This is a genomic window from Marinovum algicola (genome assembly GCF_900109145.1).
Lineage (GTDB): Bacteria > Pseudomonadota > Alphaproteobacteria > Rhodobacterales > Rhodobacteraceae > Marinovum > Marinovum algicola.
This window is the reverse complement of sequence record NZ_FNYY01000003.1, coordinates 71580-85364: the sequence shown is the minus strand read 5'-3', so window position 1 is coordinate 85364 and position 13785 is coordinate 71580. Positions and strand designations below refer to the sequence as shown.

Below are 13785 nucleotides of genomic sequence, written 5' to 3'. Positions count from 1 at the left end.
GCGACAAGACCGGCCCCCAAGGCAATGCGAGCAGAGACCCAAGATGACCCAGCTTCCCCGACGATCCTTTGTGTTTTCCGGCCTTGCCGCAACCACGCTGGCCGCTTGCGGCAACGGCGTCGGGTCGCGCGGCCCGGCCACGATCGACGCCCGTGTCGACAGCACCCTGGCGCAGCTCTATTCGGATTTTCCCGCCACCCGCGAGGTGGCCGAGAAATCCGTCGGCATGTTGATCATGCCGCTGGTGACCGAGGCCGGCCTGGGCCTGGGCGGCGGCTATGGCCGCGGCGCCATGCGCATCAATGGCGCGACGGTGGATTACTATGCCATGACCAAGCTCTCGACCGGATTGCAGATCGGCGCGCAACAATATGCGCATGTGCTGTTCTTCATGACCGACGAGGCCTTGCAGAATTTCCGCCGGTCGCCCGGTTTTGCCGCCGGCGCCGGCGCGACCTATGCCATCCCCGACAGCGGCGGCAATCTGAGCGCCGAGACCACCACCTCGCTTGCGCCGATCATCGCCGTGGTCTTTGGCCAGGCCGGGCTGCGCGTCGGCGCGACGCTGGAAGGCGTGAAATACACTCGGATCATTCCCTGACGCCCGGGCGTTGATGCGCAGGCCGGGCTGGGGGCGCTGCCCCCGTCGCCCGGGGCGACTCCCCCGAGGGTATTTTCGGCAAGAGGAAGATCAGGGCGATCTGGTTGCGACCGGGGGGCCAAGGGCCACAGCGGTCAGTGATAGGTGAATTCGCCGACCAGGTTCTGCCATTCGCCGGAGGCCAGCATCTTGCGGTGCGAAAAGCGCACCGAATGCAGCGGGCCCTCGATCTCGTCCTGCCAGAACTCGATGAAGCGGAAGAGCTTGGGGTGATCCGGCGCGGTGTCATATTCCTGCCAGATATAGCTGTTGAGCACATGGGTGTAATCCGGCATGTGATAGAAGAATTCCGCCGTGGTCAGCCCGTAGCCGCGCAGCATCATTTCGGTCTCCGACATCTGCATCTTGCACCTCGTCTTTTTTTGCTGTGCGGGAATCGTGCCAGAAATCTGTTGAAAATCAACAAATACAATCTGTTAGCCACCTGGCATGATGGCTGCCAAATCGACGGAATCCAAGGATTGCACCCCATATCCTGTCTCTGATATAGTTTGCCTCAACTATATATAGAAACCGACAAAAAGCGGTGAAGACGACGTGAGCGACACGCCCCAACCCCCTGAGAACGATGAACAAAAACCGGACCGGCCCGAGCATCACGGCCCCACGGTCTCGATCACGGACGAGATGCAGTCGGCCTATCTGGACTATGCGATGTCGGTCATCGTGTCCCGCGCGATCCCGGATCTGCGCGACGGGCTGAAACCGGTGCATCGGCGCATTCTTTATGCGATGCATGAAACCGGCAACAGCCATGACAAACCCTATCGCAAGTCGGCCCGCCCTGTGGGCGACGTCATGGGGAAATACCACCCGCATGGAGACAGCGCGATCTATGACGCGCTGGTACGCATGGCGCAGGATTTCTCGATGTCGCTGCCGCTTCTGGACGGTCAGGGCAACTTCGGCTCGATGGATGGCGACAATGCCGCGGCCATGCGTTACACCGAGGTGCGGATGGACAAGCCCTCGTCGTATCTGCTGGCCGATATCGACAAGGAAACCGTCGATTTCCAGGACAATTACGACGGCAAGGACCGCGAGCCCAGCGTGCTGCCGGCGCGCTTTCCCAACATGCTGGTCAATGGCGCCGGCGGCATTGCCGTCGGCATGGCGACCAATATCCCGCCGCATAACCTCGGCGAGGTGATCGACGCCTGCCTGGCGTTGATCGAGGATGCCGATCTGACCTCGGAACAGCTGATCCATTATATCCCCGGCCCGGATTTCCCCACCGGCGGGCTGATCCTCGGCCGCTCGGGCGCGCGCAAGGCCTATCTCGAAGGTCGGGGCAGCGTCATCGTGCGCGCCAAGACCCGCGTCGAGGAGCTGCGCAAGGACCGTTATGCCATTGTCGTCGACGAGGTGCCCTATCAGGTGAACAAGGCGGCGATGATCGAAAAGATCGCCGAGGCTGCCCGTGAAAAGCGCATCGAGGGCATTGCCCATGTGCAGGACGAAAGCGACCGCAACGGCGTGCGGGTGGTGATCGAGCTGAAGCGCGATGCCACGGCGGAGGTGGTGCTGAACCAGCTGTTCCGCTTCACCCCGATGCAGACCTATTTCGGCTGCAACATGCTGGCGCTCAATGGCGGGCGGCCCGAGCAGCTGACCCTGCGCGCCTTCCTGACCTCCTTCCTCGATTTCCGCGAGGATGTGGTGGCGCGGCGCACCGCCTATCTGCTGCGCAAGGCGCGCGAACGCAGCCATATCCTCTGTGGTCTGGCGGTCGCGGTGTCGAATGTCGACGAGGTCGTGGCGACGATCCGCGCTTCGGCCGATGCGGCGGAAGCGCGCGAGAAGCTGATGACCCGGCGCTGGCCGGCGCAGGAGATCGCCGCCTATATCAAGCTGATCGACGATCCGACCCATACGATCAACGAGGACGGCAGCTACAACCTCTCCGAAGCGCAGGCCCGCGCCATTCTCGAGCTGCGGCTGCAACGGCTGACCCAGCTGGGCGTCAAGGAGATCACCGACGAGCTCGAAGAACTGGCGGCGAAGATCAAGGATTACCTCGATATCCTGTCCTCGCGCGAGCGGATCATGACGATCATCTCGGACGAACTGACCGAGGTGAAAGAGCAATTTGCCGTGCCGCGCCGCACCGAGATCACCGACTGGGCCGGTGACATGGACGACGAGGACCTGATCGAACGCGAGGACATGGTCGTCACCGTCACCCAGGGCGGCTATATCAAGCGCACGCCGCTGGCCGATTTCCGCTCGCAGAAGCGCGGCGGCAAGGGGCTGTCGGGCGGTGCGCTCAAGGATGACGACGTGGTGACCACGCTGTTTGTCGCCAATACCCATACGCAGCTTCTGTTCTTTACCACCGACGGCATGGCCTACAAGCTCAAGACCTGGCGGTTGCCGCTGGGCGGGCGCACCTCCAAGGGCAAGGCGATCGTCAACATCCTGCCGATCCCGACCGGCGTGTCGATCGCGGCGATCATGCCGGTCGATCGCGACGAGGGCGAATGGGACGATCTGCAAATCGTCTTTGCCACCGACAAAGGCACCGTGCGGCGCAATCGGCTGTCGGATTTCACCAACGTGAAGTCGAACGGTAAGATCGCGATGAAGTTCGAGGACGAGAACGAAGGCATGTCGTTGATCAATGCCCGGATCTGTTCCGAGGACGACGACGTCATGCTGGTCACCGATTCCGGCCGCGCCATCCGCTTTCCGACCACCGATGTGCGGGTGTTCAATTCGCGCAATTCGGTGGGGGTGCGGGGCATCCGGCTCAACAATGGCGACAAGGTCGTCTCGATGTCGGTGATCCGCCACTTCGAGGCCGAGGCGGAGGAACGCGCCGCCTATCTGAAGCAGCGTCGCCTGATGGCGGGGATCACCGATGACCCGGAGACCGACGAAGAGGCCGCCGCCCCCGGCGCGCTCTCGCCCGAGCGCTATGCCGAGATGTCGGCGGCCGAGAACCTGATCCTGACAATCACCGCCAAGGGCACCGGCAAGCTGTCGTCGTCGCATGACTATCCGGTGCGCGGCCGTGGCGGCCAGGGCGTGGCGGCGATGGACAAGGCGATGCGCGGCGGGCCTCTGGTGGCCTCTTTCCCGGTGGAACTGGACGATCAGATCATGCTTGCCACCTCGCGCGGGCAATCGATCCGGGTGCCGGTCGATGGCATCTCCTTCCGGTCGCGCAGCGCCGGTGGCGTGCGGGTGTTCAACACCGGCAAGGGCGAGGAAGTGGTCAGCGTGGCCTGGATCGCCGAACAGGCCGAAGACGAGGGTGAGGCCGAGAGCTGAGGCGCCTTGCAAATTCGCACAAGACTTGTGTGGTTTGCCTGAATTGATCGTGGATGCACAGATCGAATAGTCCTTCCGACAGAAACTCGGAAGGACACTTCACATGACCCACACTCTTCAAAATGCCGGCCTGCTGGTCGCGCGTATCCTGCTCTCGGCAATGTTCATTCTGGCGGGCATCGGCAAGCTGGGCGATGTTCAGGGCTTTGCCGGCTACGTGGCCTCGGGCGGCCTGCCCGGCTTTCTCGCCTGGCCGGTGATCGTCCTGGAGATCCTCGGCGGCCTAGCGCTTCTGGTCGGCTTTCAGACCCGGCTGGCGGCGCTGGGTCTGGGCCTGTTCTCGGTGGCGACCGGCGTGCTCTATCACTTTGTCCCGGCGGACCAGATGCAGATGACCATCTTCATGAAGAACCTGGCGCTTGCCGGCGGCTATCTGGCGCTGGCGCTGGTCGGCGCCGGCCAATGGTCGGCCGATGCGGCGCTGGGCCGGAAATCGGCGACGGCCACCGCGTAAGCACAAGGCCATCGCCCGGTCTCGGCCGGGCGATGGCATGTTCCGGGGGCTGCTTTGTTTTGTCAGTCGGTGCCGGAGCTCGACCCGCCTTCGTCGCCGAGCAAGGCCAGCCCGAGCAGCGCGATGCCCACGGTCGCCGGCAGCGCCGCGCCGCCGTTGGTCTGGAAGGAACTCAGCCTGCGGCACAGCCGGGCTGGTGTGCCGTCCGGCAGCGTCGTCAAGGTGTCGCGGCACCAGTATTGAATGCCGTTGGCTTCCACGTACAGCGGATAGTCCGGGTCAGGGCTCAGCCCCGGTGCGGCACCCTGCGCCAGCGCCGATCCGGCAAGACCGGCAATGACACCCGCGGAAAGTAATAACTTTTTCATAGTCCAATCCTCTCCCGTTCTTCGTAATGCCTGTCGGACAAGATTACACCGTTTCCGGCCTTTGCGCTATCGGTCTGATGATCCGGGCCCGCAACATCCCGCCCGGTTACCACGCCCATCGGCGCAACCGGCTCCCGAGCCGCAAAAGCGGCCTGTCAGACGGGCCAGGCGCCTGATTGGTGGGTTTTTTCAGAGATCGTAGAGATCGGCGAACTTCTGCTCAAGATAGCCCAGCAGCGGCGCCTCCGAGGGGGCAAATCCACAGGCCTGCTCGATCACCGCACGCGGCTCGTAAAGCCCGCCGAACCGCTGCACATTGGCATGCAACCAGCCGGTGGCTCCTGAAAGATCGCCCCGCGCCAATTGCCCGTCGAGGTCGGCAACATCGTCCTGCAACGCGAGATAGAGACAGCCGGCATAGACATTGCCCAGGGCATAGGTCGGGAAATAGCCCAGCAGCCCGGCGGCCCAATGCACATCCTGCAACACGCCGTTCGACGGCTTGTCGACCGGATAGCCGAAATCCTCGGCAAAACGCGCGTTCCACGCCTCTTCGAGATCGGCCACGTCGAGCTTGCCCCGCGCCATGTCGCGTTCAAGGTCAAAGCGCAGCATGATGTGAAGGTTGTACTGCACCTCGTCCGCCTCGGTGCGGATGAAGCCACGCTGGACGCGGTTGACGGCCTTGTAAAACGCCTCTTCGCCGGTGACCCCCAGATCGCCAAAGGCATCCCGCATCTGGCCATAAAGCCAGTGGCAGAAGGCACGCGAGCGGCCCAGCTGGTTTTCGTAGATGCGGCTCTGGCTTTCATGCACCCCGAGCGACACGCCCTGCCCCAGCGGGCTCAGCGCATAGCCCGCATCGATGCCCTGTTCGTAACAGGCATGGCCGACCTCGTGGATGGTGGAATAGGCGCAGTTGAACGGATCGTCGGCCGCGGTGCGGGTGGTGATCCGCACATCGGCGCCGCTGCCCGAACTGAAGGGATGCACCGCCTTGTCGATCCGCCCGCGATCGAAATCATAGCCAAAGACCTCGGCCAGACGACGTGACAGCACCATCTGCGCCGCCGGATCAAAGCTGCCCGAGACCGGATCGGGTGCCGGCCGGTCCAGCACCGCGGCGCGCAGCGCCACCAGACCGGGGCGCAGATCATCGAACAGCGATGCCACCTCGGCCCCCGTCGCCCCCGGCTCATAGCCCTGGAGCAGCGCGTCATAGGCATCCCCCGCGCCGGCGATATGCGCCGCCTCTTCGCGGCGCAACGCCACGATTTCCGACAGCACCGGGGCGAAGGCGGCGAAATCCTCGTCAGCCCGCGCCCGCGCCCATTTGCCATAGGCCACCGACGTGGTGCGGGCGATCCGCGCCGCCAGCGCCGCCGGCACCCGCACCGCGCGTTCGTAATTGCGCCGGATGTGGCGCATCTGCGCCCGGCCCACCGCATCCAGTGTCGAATCCTCGACCGCCGCCAGCCATTGGCCGACCTCTGGCGCGGTGCGCCGCGCATGCAGCATTTCTTCCATCGCGCCCAGCTCTTCGCCGCGTTGTTCGGCGGCGCCCGGCGGCATCATCGTCTCCTGATCCCAGCCCAACCGGCCGGCAACCTGGGCCAGCGCCTCGGTCTGGCGCTGGAACGTCATCAGCTCGTCATAAGCGCTCATCGCACCGACCCCCGAATGCTGTCGGCGGTGGGATAGCCGGCAATGAATCGCGCCCGCAGGATCAGCACCCAGAGCACCACCGCGCCAAGTTGATGGGTGATCGCGATATGCAGCTGCGCCGAATAGAGCACGGTGACGACGCCTAGCACCACCTGAAGCGCCATCATCGCCAGCACCGCGTTAAAGGCGAAACGGGTCTTGCCATGGGGCGATCTGCGCGCCCGAAGCCAGACCACCACGCCGAAGATCGCCAGCAGATAGCCCGCCATCCGGTGCATGAACTGCACCAGCCCATCGTTCTCGAAGAAGTTGCGCCAGAGCGGCTCGATCTCGAAGGGGAACGGCGGAAAGAACCCGCCCGCCATCAGCGGCCAATCGGTATAATTGCGCCCCGCGTCGATGCCGGCCACCAGCGCGCCGATCAGGATCTGCAAGAAGGCGAAATGCGTCAGCCCGGTGCCCATCGAGAACAGCTTCGCCTCGCGGTTGCGGCGGCATTGCATCAGCTCGCGTTCCTCGCAGCCGAGCAGGAAAATATACCATGACAGCACCCCGAGGATCACGAAGGCCAGCCCCAGATGCGTCGCCAGACGATAGCTCGCCACGTCGAGCATGGTGCCGGTCAGCCCGGAGGAGACCATCCACCAGCCGACGGCACCCTGCACCCCGCCGAGGAGCCCGGGGATCAGCAGCCGCCCGGTCCAGCCCGGTGGGATTTTCCGCAGCATCAGGAAGCCCGCAAAGCCCAGCGCCCAGACCAGCCCGACAAAGCGGCCCAGCTGCCGGTGGCCCCATTCCCACCAGTAGATCACCTTGAATTCCGAAAGCGTCATGCCCTGGTTTTGCAGCTCGTATTCCGGGATCGCCTGATATTTCTCGAATTCGGCGGTCCAGTCGGCTTCGGACATCGGCGGCAGCGCCCCGGTCACCGGCTTCCACTCGGTGATCGACAACCCGCTGTCGGTCAGCCGGGTCAAACCGCCGACCAGGATCATCGCCACCACCAGCGCGAACAGCATCATCAGCCAGACCCGGATCGCGCCACGCGCGCCGCGCCGGCCGCGGTCGATCATGCCGGTCCGGGCCGGGGTCTCGGGGCGTTTGGCCTCGCCCACCTCTTCGAACAATTTGCGTTTCTCTGCCATGGGCCTCTCCGTTTGCGCGGACAGTAGTGCGCGCCCCGAGGGGCTTCAAGCGCCACCCTTTGCCGCAGGGCGCGGCGGTCGCCTTCAGTCGCGCGGGCTGCGTTCGGCGGTCTCTTTCCAGCGCACCATCTGCCGCATCACCCCGTGCAGCATCTGTACATCGGCGCGGGTCAGCCGCATCCGGCTCCAGAGATTGCGCAGGTTGATCTTCATCCCCTCGGCCTTGGTCGGCGGAAAGAAGAAACCGGCCTCCTCCAGCCGCTCCTCGTAATGCGCGGCCAGTTTCTCCATCTCGATGCCGCTGGCCCAGTCAGTCTTGGCCATCTCCACGGTCTCATGGGTGATTTCCGCGCCGGCGCGGCGCCATTCATAGGCGGTCAACAACACACATTGCGCCAGGTTGAGCGAGGCGAACTCGGGGTTCACCGGCACCGAGATGATTGCATTGGCCAGCGCGATATCGTCGTTTTCCAGCCCGGCGCGCTCCGGCCCGAACAGCACCGCCACCTTTTCGCCACCGGCGATCTTTTCGGCGGCCATCTGCATCGCGCGTTCCGGGCTCACCACCGGCTTGGTCAGCCCGCGCTGCCGCGCGGTGGTGGCAAAGACAAAGGAACAATCGCCCACCGCCTCGGCGGTCGTGGCGAAATGCCCGGCCTCGTCCAGCAGCCGCCCGGCGCCCGAGGCCATCGCCACCGCCTTCTGGTTGGGCCAGCCATCGCGCGGCGCCACGACGCGCATCCGCTCCAGCCCGAAATTCCACATCGCCCGCGCGGCGCCACCGATGTTTTCGCCCATCTGGGGGCGGACAAGCACCATGGCGGGCTGCGGGCGGTATCTGTTGCTCTCACTCATGGCCGCCCTGTTACGGCGCCGCCGGCAAAAGCGCAATTCCCCTGCTGCATCCTGGCCGATAAACTGCACCCTGACGGCGTCCCCGCCGCCCGCCTTCGCGGAGTTCCGACAATGGCCTATGATCCCGGACATGAAACCCTGCTGCGCGAGGACATGGGCGAGGCGCTTGGCCCCCGCGTGGTGGAACTGTCCGAACGCAAGATGTTCGGCGGGCTCTGCTTCATGCTCAACGGCAACATGCTCTGCGGCGTGCACAGGGACGGGCTGATGTACCGCGTGGGCAAGGACAATGCCGATCGCGCCCTGGCGCTCGAGGGCGCGCACCCGATGGCCTTCACAGGCCGGCCGATGGGCGGCATGATCGAACTCTACGAGGATGACCTCGACCGCGACACCACCCGCCAGGGGCTGATGGCGCTGGCGCTCGACTTCGTCGATGCCCTGCCGCCGAAATGACCGGGGGTCTCGCCAGTGATGGCCATGGCCGAAATTTGCCGCTATAGGGAGCGCAGCCACCTGAATGGAGCCCGAAATGGCCGATATCGAGCACCCGCAAATCTACCTCATCACTCCAGCCAGCTTTGAATTGTCAAGCTTCGGCAAGGAGTTGGAACGGGTCCTCGATGCCGTGCCCGTGGCCTGCCTGCGGCTCGCCATGGCCAGCCACGACGAAGACCGGATCGCCCGTGCCGCCGATATGCTGCGCGAGATCACCCACCGCCGCGACATTGCCATGGTGATCGAATCCCACGTGCTGCTGGCCGAACGGCTGGGCCTCGATGGCGTCCACCTCAAGGAGGCCCACGGCGTCCGTGCCGCGCGCAAGACGCTGGGCGAGGATGCCATTGTCGGGCTGCATGCCGGCAGCTCGCGCCACGACGGCATGTCGGGCGGCGAGGCCGGCGCGGATTACGTCTGTTTCGGCCCGGTGGGCGCCGCCGGTCTCGGCGATGGCGACCTGGCCGAGCGCGATCTCTTCGACTGGTGGTCGCAGATGATCGAACTGCCGGTGGTCGCCGAAGGCGCGCTCGACGAGAGCCTGATCCGCACGCTCTCGCCGGTGACCGATTTCTTCGGCCTCGGCGAAGAGCTCTGGTCTGCCGAGGATCCCGCCGCCCGCGCCCGCGCCTGCCTGGCGGCCATGGGCGGCTGACAGCTCCAAAGGCCGCGACACAGCGCCCACCCAGTCCTTCTTCTGGCCAAAAATATCCTGGGGGGAGGCCGAAGGCCCGGGGGGCAAAGCCCCCCTATCTCGACCCTGCGGGCAAAGCCCCCCTGTCTCGACCCTGCGGGCAAAGCCCCCCCTGTCTCGACCCCGCGGGCAAAGCCCGGCTTTTTGCAGAACTGGCCCCCTCCTCCGGTCCCGCCGGGGCGCAGCCCCGGCCCCCCGTCGACACGCGCAGGCGTGGCGCAATCCCGAAGCGTCGCTATCCCCGCAGCGCCGAGTGATGCGCCGCGCGCACCGTTTCTTCGAGCGTCCTGGCCAGCGCCTTGCGATCGGCAAAATCCGCGACCTTCAGCGGCGGGTGAAAGATCACCTCCGCCGAGCCGTGCCGCCGTGCCACCAGCATCGCCAGCATATGCGCACCAAATCCCATCTCGCCCCACCAGCCATAAAATCGCGGGTCGGTGCCGGCGGGCGCGTGATAGACTAGGGTCACCGGCTGGACATGCAGCGCGTCGCGCAGTGCCGGGTCGAAACAGGCGGCAAACAGCGTCGGCTTGAATGGCAGCACGCGGCGCGAATCCGTCGAGGTGCCCTCGGGAAAGAACAACAGGTGGTGCCGGCCCATCAGCCGCGTGCGGAACAGCTCGGTCTGTGCCCGCGCCTCGCGCCGGTCGCGGGCGATAAAGACCGTGCCGGTGGCCCGCGCCAGCAGGCCGATACCGGGCCAGCCCGCCACCTCGGCCTTGGAGACGAAATAGACATCCCGCGCCGCGTTCAGCACGAAGATATCCAGCCAGGAGGCATGGTTGGCGACAAAGGCGCCATGGTGGCGCATCGGCGCGCCCTGCAATCGCGTGGCAAGCCCCAGGAGCCGCAGCACACCGCGACAGACCACCACGGTGATATAGGGCGAGACCGGGCGGCGTGCCCCGAAAAGCGGCCATTCCACCAGCCGCACCAGCAACAGCAGCGCCAGGCCGAGCCCCAGCAGCACGAGGATCGGCACCCCGCGCCGCAGCACCCGCAGCCAGTCGCCCAGGCCCTGCGGCCGGCCCAGCGGCGGCGCCGGCGTCTCGTCGGTCCAGGTCGGGGTCATCGCCGCGCCCCCGAGCCGGCATAAAGCTGGCGCTGACGGCTGTTCATCCGGGCGGTGTCCATCACCAGACAGACATCGGTGGTGTTGAACTCATGATCGATCCAGGCGCCCTCGCCAACAGTGCCGCCCAGCCGCAGATAGGCCTTGATTAGCGCCGGCGTCTGCAACATCGCCTGCTTGCGGTCGATCCGGTCGCGCGGCAAGAGGTCCATGCGCTGATATTGCGCTGGCCGCGCCCGCACCCGAAGCTCTTCCGGCGCCAGGTGGTTGTGATAGAGCGAGGACAGCGGCTGCGCCAGAGCCGCGGCATCGGTGCCGTGAAAACTCGCCACGCCGAACAGCACCTCGATGCCGTGCCGCTCGACGTAATCGGCGAGCGCCTGCCAGAGGTGAAACATCGCCGCCCCGCCGCGATAGTCCGGGTGCAGGCAGGAGCGGCCCAGCTCCATCAGCCGCCGGCCCGAGGCGCGCAGCGGCGCGAGGTCGTATTCCTCGTCGGAATAGAACTGCCCGATCGCCGCCGCCTGATCGTCGCGCAGCACCCGGTAGACCCCCACCACCGGCGCCGTGTCGCGGGCCCGGTCATAGAGCAACAGGTGATCGAAATAGGGGTCGAAGCGGTCCTTCTCGAGGCCGGTCGCATGATCCACCAGCGCGCCGCCGCCGCCCAGTTCCTCGACAAAGACCTGATAGCGCAGGGCCTGCGCGGCGCGAATCTCGGCCTCTGTGTCCGCAAGCCTGACAGAAAACTCCGGTGTTCGCATGGATATCCCGCTTCGCTTGGCCGTCGCGCGTGTCATAGTGCCGTCGCCGCGCAAAGACAACGTGTGGCCCCGGATTGCGCCGCCCTGCCGCACCGTGTTTAACAGGGCGTTAACCCCGGGCCGCGTAGCCTAGGTCTCGAAGACAGGTTCCAGAGCGATCCTGTTGCCATCTATGACAACTTTACCCGCTTCACGGAAATTCACTGTGATCCTGCCTGCGATATTCGATTGCACCTGCCCCACGCCCCAATCCGGGCGCTCCGGGTGGCGCACCAGATTTCCCGGTTCGAGCAAGGCGTTCATGTCGGTCATCCGTGGCACCTCCGGAGTAGATTGATGACCTCCTATACGGCAAAGCTCGCCTCCCTGATAGCCTCGCGCATCTGCCATGACCTGATCTCGCCGGTGGGCGCCATCGCCAACGGGCTCGAGCTGATGTCTCTGGGCGGCGCCAGCAACGGCGGGCCGGAGCTGGCACTGGTGACCGAGAGCTGCGACTACGCCAGCGCGCGCATCCGGTTCTTTCGCATCGCCTTTGGCGCGGCGACCGACAAAGCGATGGTCTCGCGCAACGAGGTTGTGGCCGTGCTTCAGACCCTTGGCGCGGCGGGACGGGTGTCCTACGACTGGGCCCCCGGCGGCGATTTGCCCCGGCGCGAGGTGCAGCTTGCGCTGCTGGCGCTGCAATGTGTCGAGGCCGCCTTGCCGCGCGGCGGCGAGATCTGCATCGAATACCAGCCCGGCCATTGGTCGGTCACCGGCCTGTCGGACCGGATCGCCCCCGACCCGGCCCAATGGCAGCAGATGGAGCGGATCGCCGTCGCGCCGGTGCCGGAAAGCGAAGAGCCGGTGGTGGCGCCGAACCACGTGCAATTCGTCCTGCTGCCGCTGCTCGCACGCGAACTCGGCCGCCGCCCGGCGGTGGAAGAGGCCAAGGGGCGGCTCACCCTGACGGTCTGACGCCCCTCTTTCGGCGCGCTTATGGCCGGGTGGTGCCGTTGCCGTCGACCAGATATTTGAAGCTGGTGAGCTGCGCCGCGCCGACCGGGCCCCGGGCGTGCATCTTGCCGGTGGCAATGCCGATCTCGGCCCCCATGCCGAACTCGCCGCCATCGGCGAACTGGGTCGAGGCGTTGCGCATCAGGATAGCGCTGTCGACCCGCTGGAAAAAGCGCTCGGCGGCGGCATCGTCCTCGGTGAGGATGCATTCGGTATGCGACGAGCTGAACTGCCGGATATGGGCAATCGCCGCGTCGAGATCCTCGACCACCCGCGCCGCCAGGATCGAATCGAGGTATTCCTTGCCCCAATCCGCCTCTTCCGCCGCCACCGTGCCGGCGATCTTCCGCAGCGTGGCATCGGCCCGCACCTCGACCCCGGCATCGATCAGCGCGCGGATCACCCCCTGGCCGATGGTGTCGACAATCTCGCGGTGGATCAGCAGACATTCGGCGGCGCCGCAGATGCCGGTGCGCCGGGTCTTGGCATTGAGCACCACGTCGAGCGCCTTGACCGGATCGGCCGCCTTGTCGAGATAGACATGCACGATGCCCTCGAGATGGGCAAAGACCGGCACCCGCGCCTCGCGCTGCACCAGCCCGACCAGCCCCTTGCCGCCGCGCGGCACGATGACGTCGATAAAATCGGTCATCGTCAGCATTTCGCTCACCGCCGCCCGGTCGCGCGTGGGCACCAGCTGGATCGCATCCGCCGGCAGCCCGGCAGAGGTGACGCCGGCAACCATCGCCGCATGGATCGCGCCCGAGGAATGAAAACTCTCGGAGCCGCCGCGCAGGATCACCGCGTTGCCGGCCTTGAGGCAGAGCGCGCCGGCATCGGCGGTCACATTGGGCCGGCTTTCGTAGATCACCCCCACCACGCCCAGCGGCGTGCGCACCCGGCGGATGTGCAGCCCCGACGGCCGGTCCCATTCCTCGAGCACCGCGCCCACCGGATCCGCCTGTTCGGCCACCGCGCGCAGCCCTTCGACAATGCTGCCGATGCGGGCCGCGTCGAGCTTCAGCCGGTCCAGCATTGCCGGGCTCAGCCCCTTTTCGCGGCCAAATTCCATGTCCTTTTCGTTGGCGGCGATGATCGCGTCGCGGGCGGCCCAGACCTCGTCGGCCGCGGCGGTCAGTGCGGCCTGCTTGGCCTCGGCCGGGGCATAGGCCAGTTCGGCGCTGGCCGCCTTGGCGCGGGCGCCGATGTCGGCCATCAGGGCGGGGATATCTGCGAGGTCTTTCATGTCGGGTGCCTTTTCTCGGCCTTGGTCCAGA

Annotated in this window: 15 protein-coding genes; 6 read left to right on the top strand and 9 right to left on the bottom strand. The window is 65.9% G+C overall.

Going from position 1 to position 13785, the window contains the following annotated elements; all coding sequences use genetic code 11:
• The first annotated feature begins 43 nt into the window (after positions 1-43).
• The gene (locus BMW90_RS05875; protein WP_048531479.1) at positions 44-601 is read left to right on the top strand and encodes a lipid-binding SYLF domain-containing protein; all 558 of its coding nucleotides are present in this window, start codon (positions 44-46) and stop codon (positions 599-601) included.
• A gap of 134 nt (positions 602-735) precedes the next feature.
• On the opposite strand, the gene BMW90_RS05870 is transcribed toward BMW90_RS05875, so the two are convergent.
• Entirely contained in the window at positions 736-1005 is a 270-nt protein-coding gene (locus BMW90_RS05870) for an usg protein (RefSeq protein ID WP_048531477.1), read from the bottom strand.
• A gap of 193 nt (positions 1006-1198) precedes the next feature.
• Between BMW90_RS05870 and gyrA the strand changes: the two genes are divergently transcribed.
• Both gyrA and BMW90_RS05860 read left to right on the top strand, forming a co-directional pair.
• Positions 1199-3934: a DNA gyrase subunit A gene (gyrA, locus tag BMW90_RS05865; protein WP_048531475.1), complete on the top strand. Its 2736-nt coding sequence runs from the start codon at positions 1199-1201 to the stop codon at positions 3932-3934.
• Between the two features lie 103 nt (positions 3935-4037).
• On the top strand, positions 4038-4448 hold the full coding sequence (locus BMW90_RS05860; protein WP_074835544.1) for a DoxX family protein: 411 nt from the start codon (positions 4038-4040) through the stop codon (positions 4446-4448).
• Between the two features lie 62 nt (positions 4449-4510).
• On the opposite strand, the gene BMW90_RS05855 is transcribed toward BMW90_RS05860, so the two are convergent.
• The 4 genes from BMW90_RS05855 to BMW90_RS05840 all read right to left on the bottom strand — a co-directional run bounded on the left by BMW90_RS05855 (position 4511) and on the right by BMW90_RS05840 (position 8481).
• Positions 4511-4816: a hypothetical protein gene (locus tag BMW90_RS05855; protein WP_048531473.1), complete on the bottom strand. Its 306-nt coding sequence runs from the start codon at positions 4814-4816 to the stop codon at positions 4511-4513.
• 189 nt (positions 4817-5005) lie between these two features.
• On the bottom strand, positions 5006-6481 hold the full coding sequence (locus tag BMW90_RS05850) for a carboxypeptidase M32 (RefSeq protein ID WP_074835543.1): 1476 nt from the start codon (positions 6479-6481) through the stop codon (positions 5006-5008).
• Complete coding sequence (ctaA, locus tag BMW90_RS05845; RefSeq protein ID WP_074835541.1) at positions 6478-7626, bottom strand: heme A synthase; 1149 nt, start codon at positions 7624-7626, stop codon at positions 6478-6480. Before ctaA ends, BMW90_RS05850 begins: the two co-directional genes overlap by 4 nt.
• A gap of 84 nt (positions 7627-7710) precedes the next feature.
• Complete coding sequence (locus BMW90_RS05840; RefSeq protein WP_074835540.1) at positions 7711-8481, bottom strand: RNA methyltransferase; 771 nt, start codon at positions 8479-8481, stop codon at positions 7711-7713.
• Positions 8482-8592: 111 nt separating this feature from the next.
• Here BMW90_RS05840 and BMW90_RS05835 point away from each other — a divergent pair, with 111 nt between their 5' ends.
• Entirely contained in the window at positions 8593-8937 is a 345-nt protein-coding gene (locus BMW90_RS05835; protein WP_074835538.1) for a TfoX/Sxy family protein, read from the top strand.
• Between the two features lie 76 nt (positions 8938-9013).
• Positions 9014-9634, top strand: coding sequence for a thiamine phosphate synthase (locus BMW90_RS05830; RefSeq protein ID WP_048533762.1), 621 nt, complete (start codon positions 9014-9016; stop codon positions 9632-9634).
• A 274-nt stretch (positions 9635-9908) separates the two neighbouring features.
• Here BMW90_RS05830 and BMW90_RS05825 read toward each other — a convergent pair whose 3' ends face one another.
• The 3 genes from BMW90_RS05825 to BMW90_RS05815 all read right to left on the bottom strand — a co-directional run bounded on the left by BMW90_RS05825 (position 9909) and on the right by BMW90_RS05815 (position 11821).
• A complete protein-coding gene (locus BMW90_RS05825; protein ID WP_074835537.1) occupies positions 9909-10745 on the bottom strand; it encodes a lyso-ornithine lipid O-acyltransferase in 837 nt (278 codons plus the stop codon).
• Positions 10742-11509 (bottom strand): L-ornithine N(alpha)-acyltransferase, encoded by a 768-nt coding sequence (locus BMW90_RS05820; RefSeq protein ID WP_074835535.1) that lies wholly within the window; start codon positions 11507-11509, stop codon positions 10742-10744. Before BMW90_RS05820 ends, BMW90_RS05825 begins: the two co-directional genes overlap by 4 nt.
• 129 nt (positions 11510-11638) lie before the next feature.
• A complete protein-coding gene (locus BMW90_RS05815) occupies positions 11639-11821 on the bottom strand; it encodes a DUF3553 domain-containing protein (protein ID WP_048531461.1) in 183 nt (60 codons plus the stop codon).
• Between the two features lie 24 nt (positions 11822-11845).
• Here BMW90_RS05815 and BMW90_RS05810 point away from each other — a divergent pair, with 24 nt between their 5' ends.
• The gene (locus tag BMW90_RS05810) at positions 11846-12469 is read left to right on the top strand and encodes a histidine phosphotransferase family protein (protein WP_074835533.1); all 624 of its coding nucleotides are present in this window, start codon (positions 11846-11848) and stop codon (positions 12467-12469) included.
• A 19-nt stretch (positions 12470-12488) separates the two neighbouring features.
• On the opposite strand, the gene BMW90_RS05805 is transcribed toward BMW90_RS05810, so the two are convergent.
• Entirely contained in the window at positions 12489-13754 is a 1266-nt protein-coding gene (locus BMW90_RS05805) for a glutamate-5-semialdehyde dehydrogenase (protein ID WP_074835532.1), read from the bottom strand.
• Positions 13755-13785: the final 31 nt, after the last annotated feature.

What these genes read in the sequence shown, in the direction of transcription:
- BMW90_RS05820 (WP_074835535.1), bottom strand. Translation starts at nt 11,509, where the DNA reads ATGCGAACACCGGAGTTTTCTGTCAGGCTTGCGGACACAGAGGCCGAG.
- BMW90_RS05805 (WP_074835532.1), bottom strand. Translation starts at nt 13,754, where the DNA reads ATGAAAGACCTCGCAGATATCCCCGCCCTGATGGCCGACATCGGCGCC.
- BMW90_RS05835 (WP_074835538.1), top strand. Translation starts at nt 8,593, where the DNA reads ATGGCCTATGATCCCGGACATGAAACCCTGCTGCGCGAGGACATGGGC.
- ctaA (WP_074835541.1), bottom strand. Translation starts at nt 7,626, where the DNA reads ATGGCAGAGAAACGCAAATTGTTCGAAGAGGTGGGCGAGGCCAAACGC.
- BMW90_RS05810 (WP_074835533.1), top strand. Translation starts at nt 11,846, where the DNA reads ATGACCTCCTATACGGCAAAGCTCGCCTCCCTGATAGCCTCGCGCATC.
- BMW90_RS05875 (WP_048531479.1), top strand. Translation starts at nt 44, where the DNA reads ATGACCCAGCTTCCCCGACGATCCTTTGTGTTTTCCGGCCTTGCCGCA.
- BMW90_RS05825 (WP_074835537.1), bottom strand. Translation starts at nt 10,745, where the DNA reads ATGACCCCGACCTGGACCGACGAGACGCCGGCGCCGCCGCTGGGCCGG.
- BMW90_RS05850 (WP_074835543.1), bottom strand. Translation starts at nt 6,481, where the DNA reads ATGAGCGCTTATGACGAGCTGATGACGTTCCAGCGCCAGACCGAGGCG.
- BMW90_RS05860 (WP_074835544.1), top strand. Translation starts at nt 4,038, where the DNA reads ATGACCCACACTCTTCAAAATGCCGGCCTGCTGGTCGCGCGTATCCTG.
- BMW90_RS05870 (WP_048531477.1), bottom strand. Translation starts at nt 1,005, where the DNA reads ATGCAGATGTCGGAGACCGAAATGATGCTGCGCGGCTACGGGCTGACC.
- BMW90_RS05840 (WP_074835540.1), bottom strand. Translation starts at nt 8,481, where the DNA reads ATGAGTGAGAGCAACAGATACCGCCCGCAGCCCGCCATGGTGCTTGTC.
- BMW90_RS05830 (WP_048533762.1), top strand. Translation starts at nt 9,014, where the DNA reads ATGGCCGATATCGAGCACCCGCAAATCTACCTCATCACTCCAGCCAGC.
- BMW90_RS05815 (WP_048531461.1), bottom strand. Translation starts at nt 11,821, where the DNA reads ATGACCGACATGAACGCCTTGCTCGAACCGGGAAATCTGGTGCGCCAC.
- BMW90_RS05855 (WP_048531473.1), bottom strand. Translation starts at nt 4,816, where the DNA reads ATGAAAAAGTTATTACTTTCCGCGGGTGTCATTGCCGGTCTTGCCGGA.